The 11,884-nt window shown below is 40.2% G+C and carries 13 protein-coding genes; 4 read left to right on the top strand and 9 right to left on the bottom strand.

The genetic code is table 11. From position 1 onward, the window contains the following. Positions 1 to 107: 107 nt before the first annotated feature. From GO495_RS06520 to GO495_RS06510, 4 genes are read right to left on the bottom strand one after another with little or no spacing between them, the layout of a single operon-like run. On the bottom strand, positions 108 to 704 hold the full coding sequence (locus GO495_RS06520; protein ID WP_157298854.1) for a hypothetical protein: 597 nt from the start codon (positions 702 to 704) through the stop codon (positions 108 to 110). After that, complete coding sequence (locus GO495_RS32640; protein WP_420808902.1) at positions 610 to 1,014, bottom strand: ubiquitination-like system serine protease family protein; 405 nt, start codon at positions 1,012 to 1,014, stop codon at positions 610 to 612. Before GO495_RS32640 ends, GO495_RS06520 begins: the two co-directional genes overlap by 95 nt. Then, entirely contained in the window at positions 1,004 to 2,197 is a 1,194-nt protein-coding gene (locus GO495_RS06515; protein ID WP_157298853.1) for a ThiF family adenylyltransferase, read from the bottom strand. The genes GO495_RS32640 and GO495_RS06515 overlap by 11 nt, the downstream gene beginning before the upstream one ends. Then, positions 2,157 to 2,447: a multiubiquitin domain-containing protein gene (locus GO495_RS06510; RefSeq protein WP_157298852.1), complete on the bottom strand. Its 291-nt coding sequence runs from the start codon at positions 2,445 to 2,447 to the stop codon at positions 2,157 to 2,159. Before GO495_RS06510 ends, GO495_RS06515 begins: the two co-directional genes overlap by 41 nt. A gap of 176 nt (positions 2,448 to 2,623) precedes the next feature. Here GO495_RS06510 and GO495_RS06505 point away from each other — a divergent pair, with 176 nt between their 5' ends. Then, positions 2,624 to 2,977: a helix-turn-helix domain-containing protein gene (locus GO495_RS06505; RefSeq protein ID WP_157298851.1), complete on the top strand. Its 354-nt coding sequence runs from the start codon at positions 2,624 to 2,626 to the stop codon at positions 2,975 to 2,977. Next, a complete protein-coding gene (locus GO495_RS06500) occupies positions 2,974 to 3,858 on the top strand; it encodes an ImmA/IrrE family metallo-endopeptidase (protein WP_157298850.1) in 885 nt (294 codons plus the stop codon). The genes GO495_RS06505 and GO495_RS06500 overlap by 4 nt, the downstream gene beginning before the upstream one ends. A gap of 159 nt (positions 3,859 to 4,017) precedes the next feature. Here GO495_RS06500 and GO495_RS06495 read toward each other — a convergent pair whose 3' ends face one another. From GO495_RS06495 to GO495_RS06475, 5 genes are all read right to left on the bottom strand, one after another. Next, positions 4,018 to 4,275: a hypothetical protein gene (locus GO495_RS06495; protein WP_157298849.1), complete on the bottom strand. Its 258-nt coding sequence runs from the start codon at positions 4,273 to 4,275 to the stop codon at positions 4,018 to 4,020. 158 nt (positions 4,276 to 4,433) lie between these two features. Next, positions 4,434 to 5,681: a hypothetical protein gene (locus GO495_RS06490; protein WP_157298848.1), complete on the bottom strand. Its 1,248-nt coding sequence runs from the start codon at positions 5,679 to 5,681 to the stop codon at positions 4,434 to 4,436. 7 nt (positions 5,682 to 5,688) lie between these two features. Then, entirely contained in the window at positions 5,689 to 8,184 is a 2,496-nt protein-coding gene (locus GO495_RS06485) for a WD40 repeat domain-containing protein (RefSeq protein ID WP_157298847.1), read from the bottom strand. Positions 8,185 to 8,687: 503 nt separating this feature from the next. Continuing rightward, positions 8,688 to 9,029 (bottom strand): hypothetical protein, encoded by a 342-nt coding sequence (locus tag GO495_RS06480; protein WP_157298846.1) that lies wholly within the window; start codon positions 9,027 to 9,029, stop codon positions 8,688 to 8,690. 116 nt (positions 9,030 to 9,145) lie between these two features. Next, positions 9,146 to 9,631 (bottom strand): hypothetical protein, encoded by a 486-nt coding sequence (locus tag GO495_RS06475; protein ID WP_157298845.1) that lies wholly within the window; start codon positions 9,629 to 9,631, stop codon positions 9,146 to 9,148. A 516-nt stretch (positions 9,632 to 10,147) separates the two neighbouring features. Between GO495_RS06475 and GO495_RS06470 the strand changes: the two genes are divergently transcribed. Continuing rightward, positions 10,148 to 10,585 carry a nucleoside deaminase gene (locus GO495_RS06470; RefSeq protein WP_157298844.1) on the top strand — a complete coding sequence of 146 codons (438 nt, stop codon included), beginning with the start codon at positions 10,148 to 10,150 and terminating at the stop codon, positions 10,583 to 10,585. Between the two features lie 142 nt (positions 10,586 to 10,727). Further along, positions 10,728 to 11,882, top strand: coding sequence for a baeRF3 domain-containing protein (locus GO495_RS06465; protein WP_157298843.1), 1,155 nt, complete (start codon positions 10,728 to 10,730; stop codon positions 11,880 to 11,882). Positions 11,883 to 11,884: the final 2 nt, after the last annotated feature.

Raw genomic sequence — 11,884 nt, 5'->3', positions numbered from 1 at the left:
TATGACGAATTCAGCATGACGTGGTATTAATTATTTTACAAAGCGCCTGGTTGCGCGAATGATATTGAAAATGCAGAAGGAGAGAGACAATGATCCGTGTCACTATATCAATGATTAGGGGGCCAGCGTTCTAATTCAGTTTCATATTTTCTTAATGGATTAGCAAAAGCCAAGGCTTTTGCTATAGTAGCCAAAATATGCCTTCCACTAAAGTCTGGAATAAATTTTAAACTGTGAACTCCTTCCGCCCAAACCATACAAGTAAATAAAATAGCGGTAACCGTGCCTAGCGTTATAAGCGATCTCCAAAAGCTTTGGCCATAATTACTGGTCAATGCACTAAGTAGTAATATGATAGTCCTTTCTCTTTTTATGAGCTTTCGACTAAGCCAATATTTTTTGACAGACTCTTTGCGGTTTTCACTTAAATATTCAATATAGGCATTCATTTCTAATCCATGAAACTGATGCTCTAACACAGTATCTCCTTGTTTGGAATACGAGGACTTTAATTGTCGATACACTTCTTTTTCATCCAAAAGGTTTTCAGCACCTATAATTTGGTCAAATATCTTTAACGTTTCAGGCCAGGAAACATTTACAATTAATTTATCCCTTTCCCAAAATCCAGTGTTGAATTCGTTTCCAAAACGACTTGCTTTGCGCGCGTGCTTTTTGCCTGAGATGCTTCTCCAACTTGGCATTGTCTCTCCTACGCCCGGCTTTGATCATTTTTTCGGACCATTGATACGACCATTGAATTTCGCCGTCTGTGATCCAATAGTGGGATCTGCAGGGTATTTGCCAATTGCCGACAGAAGGATACAGGGAAGGTTTGCCACCTTCTTCAGTAAACTCCCATTCACTAGGCCCAATTGGAGTAACAATTTTGTTACCACATCCGCAAGGACAGCTATGAACAGCCACTTGAAACCGTTCCGATACATATAATATGCCGGCCTCAGGTACCTTCGGTATAAACTCTACACGTTTGAGTTCGATTTTAGAGTTCATTCTCGCCAACATTTCGGTTATCGCTTATGTCAAAAAGCATGTTATAAAACTTGTTATCATCTCTATAAAACCCGCGTATCTGTTTATACCTGAGCACAGCAATACTCGCATTCAAGGCGTTCAGCTCTGAAATTTGAATATTGGCTTTGTAGACATCATCGGGGTAGTCTGCCATTGGAGCAAGCTTTTTCTCAGCAATAGCCTGCGCACTTTCAGCAGAATAATAAGTGGTTCTTATCAACCCACTAATGGCACCGCTGTCGCGATTGAGTCCCACTCCTACATCAATAAACGGAATGTACAACTTCAGCAGCAATTCATGGATTTTCGCGCGGGATTCGCCCTTGTCTACGCAGACGAATGCAAACGTAACTCCGGCAAGCTCATCTTCGGAGCCCGCCAAAATAAACTTGGGTTCAAGTTGCAGGCCATGGCGGAAGTTTTCATACCTGCGCTGATAAACTTCCGCTTTGCTCTGTCCAAGTTCCTCATTACTCAACGCACCAGGGGATCTAAAGGCGTTATGTATATGGTACGTATCGAGATCAAAGCCGCGTATTTGTTGAACCGGCGTCTTTACTAAAAAATCCAGAATATACGCCCCTGTACCACCGAGCCCTATAATCGCAATGACTTCGTCGTTAAATCGAGCTGATAGGTCACCAATTCCTGCACGGCTTGTAAGCGAGTCATTGAACTTAAAAATGGAGTCACCAACACTTACATACTCTTTAAAGGTATATGGCGTCGCTTCAGGATACTTCTCCATAGCCGGCCCCGAAATTAATGCCACATAGTTTTCGATCTTCTCGAAATGATCTGCATACTTACCGGTTGCCGTTGGCTTGTTGGAAAATGACCTTTCCACTTTTATGTCGGGCGATTGTAGCTGGATCGAAACTGGCCCACCTCCAAAGTTTGCAATCTTAAGACCGTTCAGCTCGTACGGATGAGAGCCACTAAAATAAATCTGGTGGTCATCCTGGTGGACATGATCTTTGTCTATAAAAAGCAATTTACAAACGATCGCGCCGACCTTAAGTTCGCCATGTTCATCAAGATAAGGAATGTCTCTTATCACCAAATGATCACTGTCCAGCGCGATAGCATAACCTTTGTCGCGAAGTTTTTTTAGATCGTCATTATGACTGACCAGTCGGAGTGACTGTGAATTCCATTCCATCTTTTACTTTTACTTTACCACCGGGAGACAATATACCTTCAGGCTTATTACCATGCCCCCTAACGTATTTTACTGAATAGTTCCTTTCTGGATGCTGGGGATAATCGGAGAAGGCCAACGTAACGATCTGCTCGTATGTTATTTCGTCTTTGTCCACCTGTTCGGGCGAGCCGTTAACGATGATTGTGATATTCTTCTTGCCAGAATCCTTTCCCTGGCCTTCATTATTATTCTCAACTAATTCATTCATGACACTTTATTTAATTTTTAATAATTCGGAGCTATTATTTGATGCTAACTCTAATTCAAAGATAGCAATTCTAAGTTTATCAAGCAAATAATTAGCAAAGTTTTCTTTATTAAGCATAAACCTAGCGAGATTTGGCTTTTTAAGCAGGCTTGCCTAACTTTGTTGAAACAAACGCTATGTCCTTAGGTACAAAACTCAAAGATGCAAGGGAGCATTTGCAATTGACTTTGAGACAAGTCGAAGAGGCATCAGGCATATCTAATGCGTATTTAAGCCAATTGGAAAACGGCAAAATCCTGAAGCCATCCGCAAATATCCTTTATAAGTTATCAACACTCTACAAAGTTAATTTAAATTCATTGCTAGCTGCCGCCGGAATAATCACCACGTCCGACAAATCTGCTGAATTGTCGCGGGAAGATGAGGTGTTAAATAACATCGCATTCTACGCAGAAAACCTAAGCAGCGATGAAAAAAGTCAGGTTCTTGAGTATATAAAATTTCTGCGCCATAAAAAAAAGAAAGCTTGATCGACGCATACACCAAACAAGAAATTGACAAGATAGCCTACGAACTTTTGAAATCGAGCAAGGCGTTGGACAAATTCCCAACCCCTGTGGATGAAATCATAGCTCATGCTGAGTTGCTGGTTGAAATGGGCGTAGATCTGTCGAAAATAGAAAATGGCTTCCTACAGCGATTTAACCTCGACTTTTCAAAAATATTTGCAAAGATTAGGGGAATCCTTGATCGCAAGGAAAAAAAAATTTATTTGGATCTGAGCCAGCCCGTCTCACGCCGAAATTTTGTAAAGCTGCATGAAGCCGGGCATCATCTGCTTCCTTGGCAAAAGGAAACTTTCGATTGCTTAGACAACCAGCAGACCCTTTCCCATGATGTGCGAGAACAATTCGAAGTCGAAGCTAATTATTTTGCTTCTGTTGTTTTGTTTCAACATGATAGATTTCAGCAACAGATGTGCAAGCTCGACCTTAGCATTGGAGCACCGCTCGCGCTTGCAAAAACATTTGGCGCATCCAATCACGCAACCATGCGCAAATTTGTCGAAACTTCCACAAAACGTTGTGCTTTACTTGTATTAAAGAAGCCTGAAGTCGCTGTAATAACAGCAACCTATACGGCCCGAGACTACTTTCAATCAGAAAAGTTCACTTATTCGTTTGGGGAGATTGCTTGGCCAGAACAATTTGGATACAACTGGGCATTCGTCAAAGATTACACCAATGGTAGACGAATGAAAATGGATGGCATGATCGTGTTGCTAACGAAAAACGGGGAGCAGGAATTTGAGTACCATTTTTTCAATACTACCTGGAATGGATTTGTCCTGATATTCCCAAAAAACGAAAATCGAAAATCGAAAGTGACGTACATACTGAAAGGGAAATAACTGAAAGCGATCTAACACTTGAAATAAGTTGCGGCCTCCACTGACTGTAAATGATTAAACTTTATTTAAAATACCGTCTTCTCCTGCAGAAATACGTATTGGTCTCATTCGTTGTTCACCGCGAATTTGTGGAAACTTACCTAACCATTAATTATATCGTTATTTGAAATAATAATTGATTACGGCATTAGTAGTGAAGTCCATGAAAAAGCCAACGCCAAAAGCGGCTAAGATCTGCCGCAGACCAGCTTTAGAATTTACAGAATTGATACTTTTGATGATATATGGCAGCACAGCAAGCCCGAAAATAAATGAGGCTATTAACACATCCCATTGGAGATTTGCCATATTGATCTTCACTTTAGGGAGTTGAGTGATCTGCCGGCAAAAAATGCCCAGACTTGATAGGAGATACATAGCAATGGTTAGCCAATTATTTTCGTTTTCGTCCCCCAATGCTTGTCTTTCTGTATTAAAATTCAACTGGGTAAAATAATGTTTGAATCGGAGCCCCAAGGGTATCTTACCCTTAACCTTGGTGTCCATTTGATGCATTGTGGTCATTAATATTGATTTTAATCTTTGAATACCCAAAATCCCCAGCCTGCAAACCATTGTTGTATTTCCTGAATAGAGCGGTTCTTCAATAAATTCTCCAGAAAACTGGTTGTCTCAGGACGGAGAATAACATGATCCGGTGCAATCACCATATCAAAATAACCATTCTCTTTCAGGATATTGGTCAATGGATTCACATGTGTTTTCCAAAATAAACTACCAACGGTATAATTCTGATTTCCACTGTTACACACACATAACACTGCTACTCTGTTCCCAGAAGAGGGAGTCTGCCTTTTCCCCCAGGCCTTGATTTTATCCAGCGAAATTCGCTCATCTCCTATAAAAAGCTCTGTACCCTTCAGATGCGCTACCAACAATACCATATCCCGCTTTCCTTCAAGCATCTCTTTTTTTATATCCGCCATTGTTTGCAATTGCTCCCCAAATTGCATTGTAATATGCTCTACGTCAGCCCTGTATGAACGCCACGCTTCCAGCGTCGCAGCCGTAGCAGGATGTCCCCCCTCCATTAATTGTCGCATAGTGGTTGGCAACGCATTGCATATAACTGAATTCTCTGGCACCAGCACCCTATCTAATGGTGCTATCTTCTCCGGTAGTTTAACGGAAACCGATGAGGCTCTCTTGTAAATATTTACCCGATTCTCTTTGGCCTGTCTTTCTATATTGAGTTTCAGTTCATCCCCATACCATACAACCGAACGCCCATCTTTTTTTGCTGACTCTAATTCTTCATTAAGGGTTACACTTGATGCTTTCAATTTATTCTTTACAGGAAGAACGGGGTGTGCATAGGCAACTAATCTTCCATCCTGAAAATAACAATAAGTAATGATCTCTTGGTTTCTGTTTTTATATGTACAGATAAACAAATTATCCCGGTATAAGTCAATGCTCGCAGGCAATTTCTCAAGAAATCTTCGCAAATGGTCAGTATAATCGGCCTTTACTTGACCCGAAGGCCAAAGCGTACGGAAATCCGTTTCATTGACAAACAGTCCACTCATGTGATCAGTAAGCTCCGATCCGCGGCCAAATTGATGCCGATATTTGATGAGTTTTACATCAAACCGGTCCGTTTGGAGGAAATTACTGATATCATTTTCTTCGATCGGAGCACTTGGTGTCAGAAGAATGCTACAACTAACGTGATTGAGTAGATTGGGGTATAAACTGTTTTGTCCTATGACATGAAGCCGAAACAGCAACACAAACAATATTAAGATTGATAATGGGCGCATAACGACATTATTTTTGATGGGTAATTTTCTTAACTAGATCGGGTACCCAATAGGAGGTATTTATATTTTCCTGTTTAATTATTTTGTCATCCTGGTTGTAATAAATCAAATCGTGTATGTTCCTGGAGCACTCAAACTGTCCATTAGGATCAAAAAACACATAATTCGACAATCCCACCATTACCAATTGATACAGGATTTTTCCTGCCTCCAGATCATAGACCAATGAAAAGTGATCAGTGCTGCCACACACTGCTAGTCTGCGGGAAGGACTGATTGATAGAGAATTAAATACCATATTGTTTCCCAGGTAGGCAAGTGGATTTTCCAGTTCCTTCACCAGCTTAGTTTTTTGATACAGATCCCATTTACACACCACAATGCTGTCCATATTGTTTCCCAGCAAAAAAATAAAACTACCGTCTGCACTAAATCGGTATTGATCCAGTCGTCCGGGAAACAACATAGTATCCAGCAATTGACCATCAGCCCCATTCCAAAGGTATAAGTGCTGATCACGCTGTGTTAACAGGTATTTGCCTGATTTGTCAGTCAACCACCCTTTATCGGCATAGAAGTTATCGGTAGTCGCATATGTGGGAAGCCGATAGCCCCTTTTCACTTCATTATTCTTAATAGTAAATTGCTGTAGCTGCTGTTGATCCACTGCATAAAAAGTATTATGACAAAAAACGCTTTTCTCTTCGTCCTCAGCCACCATGCTTGATCCTGTTGCCTGAAATATAAGGCCTTCTTTTGAAAACAGTACTTTGCCCGTGCTGAGATCTATCAGCTTATGCTCTTGCGTCCCATTTCCGTCGGAGCCAAAACTGAGTAAACCGTAGTGTCCATCTTCAGTTATACCAAGGATATTCGGACAGTCTTCAAAAGGAATGGAATGCGTCATCTTCCCGGTTCTCACATTTCGTGTTTGTACACGGTACAGATGAAGTCTGCGTTCCTTGGAAATATTCAAGTAAAATAATGTAGATCCATTTTCACTGAAAATAATATTATAATAATCGTATTCCGGATCTGTTGAGAAGCTGGATACTTGCTGACCGGTCCTGTTATCGTAGATCGTTTTCTTATTCTCAGTTATACCTGTAAGCACATATCTTCCATCGAAACTCGCAGTTATTTTGCCGTTGGAAATTCCATTTTTGGTTCCCAAGACTTGTCTATTCCCCGTCATCGCATTCCATTTCACAAGCTGATCGCGAAAGCTATATCCTCCGCCCCAGTTTGTCAACCATTCAGGGGTACCTCCTTTAATATTTCTGTCATTCCAGACGATAAAATGTGTACTGTCTACAAAGCGAGTGCGCATTACGGGAGCAGGAATACAAAAATAATACTGCCCTACGGCCAGACTATCAGCGTCAATGAGCTGGAAACTACCACTACTCAAGCTCACTGCATAGTAATGTCCGTTCGAACTTAATGGGCCAATGGGAGTTCCCTGATAATCATCCCATGATGCCACGTTATGCCAGGTTCGTTTATAGCGGTTAAAATATTTCAGCGTATCCATGGTTACCAGGACACCGGAATCTGAACGGCAGAAACAAATATCATAAAGAGAACCTTCCAGTGGTATACTTTCTAGGACCTTGTCTTCAGTGGTATTCAAAATGTGTAGTATGGCTGTCGATGTATATTTTTCGCTCTGGATCACTGCAAGTAAGGAATCGTTTCCTGAAAGGGTCGCCAACTTTAGCCCGCCCGGAAAGGTGTGAGTATATGCAGTATCTCCTGTTTTTGCAGTTAAAATGGCCACTTTCCCTGACAGGGATGCACAAAGTAGGTATCGGTCATTCGCACTGAACCTGTAGCTGTCATCCTCGTTGGAAATGAGAATGGTGTAGAGTTTGGAGCCTGATTGAGTCTCGTATATGGTAAGCGAGTCTTTCACATTGTTTTCCAATCCTTTTTTGGCTCTCAATGCCAAATATGCCCCGGTATTGCTGATTATTGGTTTTTCGATGTTACACATACTATTTCTCGAAAATGGTAGAACGCCCAATGAATCACCAGTTGCCGCATTGGAAAGTTGCAATATTTCACGGCCATAACGATAGCCACTCAAGAGTACAAGATTGCCTCGAAAACGGCAGATATGGTCCATCCCGGACTTTGACCAGACTAGTTTTTTTTGCTGAATGTCCCAACATTGGACCTCATTTTTACCATTCAGCAATACATAGCGACTATCAGTAGTAAATATAGCTTCTGGGTCCTTTGCATCAGGTAGGCTAAAATTGTACAATGGTACGCCAGATGATTGGTCCCAAAGGATAAAGCCGTTTATGAAATCGGAGACATCTTCGTAGAGGGAAAGCATGTAGTGGCCATCATCAGAAAAAATCACTTCTGACGCAGAAGCATCCCCTATCAGTGCAAATGAGAGCTGGGGCTTTTGTGCCCTTGCCGTTGCAAAAGCCAGCAACAGGGCTATCAGAAAAAGTGATTCTACCTTGTAATGAAAGTATAAATTTCCCATAGCAATTTGGAGTTACTAAATAAAGGCTAAACAATAGTAGTTAAATAAAATCACACAAAAAATACCAAGTAGTTTGTATTTTAGGCGATCATAACTTCTTCCTTATTAATAGCACCCATTTTGAAACCGACTGTCACGTTGGTAATATTTTTCAGATATACTTACTGGCATAGCAAGCAGGAAGTGGAAGCGTTAGTCGGCCAAGAGAAGGGTGTTACTCAATGAAAAACTCAAGTAATGGATTTGGATCTGAAGGATTATTTTAATTTAGTGCGGAGCAATATCCTGTTGGAAAAAGTGACAAAATAAATAGTAGATGTGGAAGTGCGGCATCTGATAAAACTGACCTTTTTCTCTCTGTAACTTAAGGGCTGCCTGACCATTTTGGAGTACTAGTAATAATTGTTCTTGCAGTTGCGAAAATATCTGCTACTTCCCAGTTTGTTTGTACATTCTTGTAAGATATTTTTTATATGTGCCCTAAATATCTTTCTATCATTTAATTATAGTGGATAATCGCACCTCCATGGATAGGTGAATTTGCTTAAGTCTATATTTAGCTGATACAATTTCTCTCTTAACTCTTCCTGATCTTTAGCATAGTACCTTCTTATATTGTACATTTCATTCGGTCCAAAATTTTCATCTACATTCTCTTTATCTATTTCAAAAATCGATATAACAAATTCCCACGCAGAAATTGGTTCCATTAAATCCTCGCCTTTGTTTTTATAGATAGCAACCCATTTTCTATATTGATCACAGCTCGCAGTCAGTTCCTGAGCGACAGGTTTACCGGTTCTGAAAAGTGTTGTCTGAATGGGTAATTCAAAATTTGTTTGCATAATTTATTATTCAAAATTAATTCGGATAACAGCACCGGCTTCATTATGTATTAGCTTTATCTATCTGATCATATAGGCCTGTAAAATGAACTGTGTCAGAAGTAATTTATTAAATATCATTGTCTGTGGTCAGATGAATCGAAGATATGATTTTCTTTGGCGTATAATTTAGCCTTATAAAATATTTCGATTTTGATTCTATTCTCAATCCTTGACACTTGGCCTTCAGCTAATTGCTCCCTTTCGAAAATTGGATTCAATGAAAGCTTAGGGTTATATATTGCATCAACGATGCACGGCGATCCTTGAAATTCTATAAGATACCATTCCTCCGGATCTTCCTTAAAGTGAATTAATCTGTTGTCTTCATGTAAATCGGTCTGTAAGCTATTGATATAAAACTGAGACTTTATGGACTCTGGGAAATGTTTACCCTTATTTAGTACTGAATCTATATAGTAAGCTAATGTTGAATAATTTATAGTGGTATCTTTCAGATCAATGCTTAAGTATGGATGGCTATTTGTACCATAAAAATTATTCACGCATGAACTGCATCCAGAAATTAATATGGATAAAAATATAAAGGCTTTCTTGATCATAAAGGGGAGTAAAATTTGAACAGTTTCATCATATAAATTTTAACGAGTTTAATTGGGGCGGCGACAGGTCCATCCAAAGAGCAAGTCGCCGCCTCTTTTTTACGGAACCCTATCATAGATCGGTACTCATTCGGTCGCCAAATATAATCTTTAACTGGGAGGCTGAGACGGCCCATCCCTGTAAGGGCATCGTCCACTTCCTGGCGATCCGCTCGTCATTAAGGATTTTATATGAGAAAAATATCTCAATATGCAAGATAGATCAATATTGTATGGACAGAATAACACGTGAGTGGGAATTCGCCGCCGCTATCAGTCTTATTCAACCTGATCTCTTCATCTTTAATAATTAGTATTTAATCCGACAGCTACCTTGGCTCAATTGTTAGCCAGCGTCATGCGGTCCTTTTGTATCTTTCCCAATTATATCCTATATTCATAAACTAACGGATTTATATTAGTGTCCAACATCTTTCGCTTGAATTCTCCTGTTATTCCAAACTAATATTCAATGTTATGAGCAATTTTATGATGGCCGCCATTGAAGAGGCATTAAAGGGCCTTGATGAAGGTGGTATCCCTATAGGGTCTGTGCTGGTGCACAAGGATAATATTATTGGACGCGGGCATAACCGAAGGGTACAAAAAAACAGTGTTATCCTTCATGCGGAAATGGACGCACTCGAAAATGCCGGCAGGCTTACCGCTGCTACCTACAGGGATTGTGTATTATATACAACATTATCCCCCTGCCCTATGTGTTCCGGCGCTATATTGCTATATGGTATCCCAAAGATCGTGATCGGCGAAAATCAAACATTCATGGGCTCGGAAAGCCTGCTTAAAGCAAACAATCTGGAAGTGATCGTAGAAAACAATAAGGAATGTATTGAGATAATGCAACGGTTCATCCGGGAACATCCGGATCTTTGGAATGAGGATATTGGTAAATAAACTGTTTTGTTTTCTCCCTCTCCTGAAAGAACGAAAGTTTATATAGTCTGCACAGTGGATACCTTTTAAATCATTGCATTGAATGATCAGAATCATTGACTAACAGGCCGCCAGTCCATTAGATTTGTTAAAAATTGCTTCTATGGAAAAGACGATCATTGACAACCGGGTTCTGACAGGTGAAGAACTGATCAGGCTAGTACAAAAAGAAAAAGGGAATATATGCATTTCCATTATTGTTCCCACACATAAACTTTCTCCGGAAAGAAGAGTTGATCGGTTGCAGGTTGAGAAAGCGGTCATGGAGGCTAAAAAATATTTGTCGTACAACTATGGGAAGGAAGAAATTAAACCGCTGCAACAATCCATCGATGAACTATTCGGGCAAGTCGATTTCAACCATAATTCAGAGGGGATTGGGCTATATGTTTCCGCTAATATAAAAGAATTGGTACAGTTTCATTTCCCGGTCAGGGAAAAAGTAATAATTAACCGTTCGTTCGAGATCAGGGACCTTCTGTACCAGGCATATTATTCCCTTCCCTATTATACTTTACTTTTAACTGAGAAAGAAGCGAGACTTTTCGGGGGCAGGTTAAATAGTCTCTCTGAAATAAAGGATAATGATTTCCCCAAAATATACGTAGATGATTACGAATATGCCCGGCCTTCCCGTGGCTCATCATCTGTTGGCAATGCCTTTGTAAGAGAATTTGAGAGAGAAAAATCCCAACTGGAAGAAATACGATTTCAACATTTTTCCGAAGCGGTCGATGATGGATTGAAGCACTACCTTACTAATCATAATATTCCATTGATCATTGCCGGAGCAAAAAAAGATCTGTCATATTTTAAAATGGTCAACCACCATAATAAAAATATTATAAGCGAACTGCCCGGTAATTACTCCCATATCACGACAACGGAACTAGGGAAAATGACCTTTGAATTGCTCAGGTCATTCATGGACCAGTCCAAACAGCAACTGATTACGGATTTTGAAGAAAAAATCGGTCAGGGACGTGGTATTACAGGTGTCCCCGAGATCTGGAAAGCAGCCAAAGAAGGAAATGCCCTGAAACTCCTTGTAGAAAAAGATTTTTCACGACCAGGTTTCCTAACCGAAAAAAATGAATATAATTTACATTCGCAATCGCCTTTAAAGCCACATCAGGTCCTTGCCGATGCGATCAATGACCTTATGGAGATCGTATTGGAAAAGAATGGTCAGGTGATACTCCTGGAAAATGGTACACTGCAAGCCCACCAGCGGATAGGTCTGATCACAAGATATTAAGC

The sequence above is a fragment of the Chitinophaga oryziterrae genome, assembly GCF_009758125.1.
GTDB classification, from domain to species: domain Bacteria; phylum Bacteroidota; class Bacteroidia; order Chitinophagales; family Chitinophagaceae; genus Chitinophaga; species Chitinophaga oryziterrae.
This window is presented reverse-complemented; position numbering and strand designations above follow the sequence as displayed.

Excerpts from the sequence above, each read along its gene's own strand:
- GO495_RS06520 (WP_157298854.1), bottom strand. The coding sequence starts at position 704 with ATGCCAAGTTGGAGAAGCATCTCAGGCAAAAAGCACGCGCGCAAAGCA.
- GO495_RS32640 (WP_420808902.1), bottom strand. The coding sequence starts at position 1,014 with ATGAACTCTAAAATCGAACTCAAACGTGTAGAGTTTATACCGAAGGTA.
- GO495_RS06515 (WP_157298853.1), bottom strand. The coding sequence starts at position 2,197 with ATGGAATGGAATTCACAGTCACTCCGACTGGTCAGTCATAATGACGAT.
- GO495_RS06510 (WP_157298852.1), bottom strand. The coding sequence starts at position 2,447 with ATGAATGAATTAGTTGAGAATAATAATGAAGGCCAGGGAAAGGATTCT.
- GO495_RS06505 (WP_157298851.1), top strand. The coding sequence starts at position 2,624 with ATGTCCTTAGGTACAAAACTCAAAGATGCAAGGGAGCATTTGCAATTG.
- GO495_RS06495 (WP_157298849.1), bottom strand. The coding sequence starts at position 4,275 with ATGTATCTCCTATCAAGTCTGGGCATTTTTTGCCGGCAGATCACTCAA.
- GO495_RS06490 (WP_157298848.1), bottom strand. The coding sequence starts at position 5,681 with ATGCGCCCATTATCAATCTTAATATTGTTTGTGTTGCTGTTTCGGCTT.
- GO495_RS06485 (WP_157298847.1), bottom strand. The coding sequence starts at position 8,184 with ATGGGAAATTTATACTTTCATTACAAGGTAGAATCACTTTTTCTGATA.
- GO495_RS06480 (WP_157298846.1), bottom strand. The coding sequence starts at position 9,029 with ATGCAAACAAATTTTGAATTACCCATTCAGACAACACTTTTCAGAACC.
- GO495_RS06475 (WP_157298845.1), bottom strand. The coding sequence starts at position 9,631 with ATGATCAAGAAAGCCTTTATATTTTTATCCATATTAATTTCTGGATGC.
- GO495_RS06470 (WP_157298844.1), top strand. The coding sequence starts at position 10,148 with ATGAGCAATTTTATGATGGCCGCCATTGAAGAGGCATTAAAGGGCCTT.
- GO495_RS06465 (WP_157298843.1), top strand. The coding sequence starts at position 10,728 with ATGGAAAAGACGATCATTGACAACCGGGTTCTGACAGGTGAAGAACTG.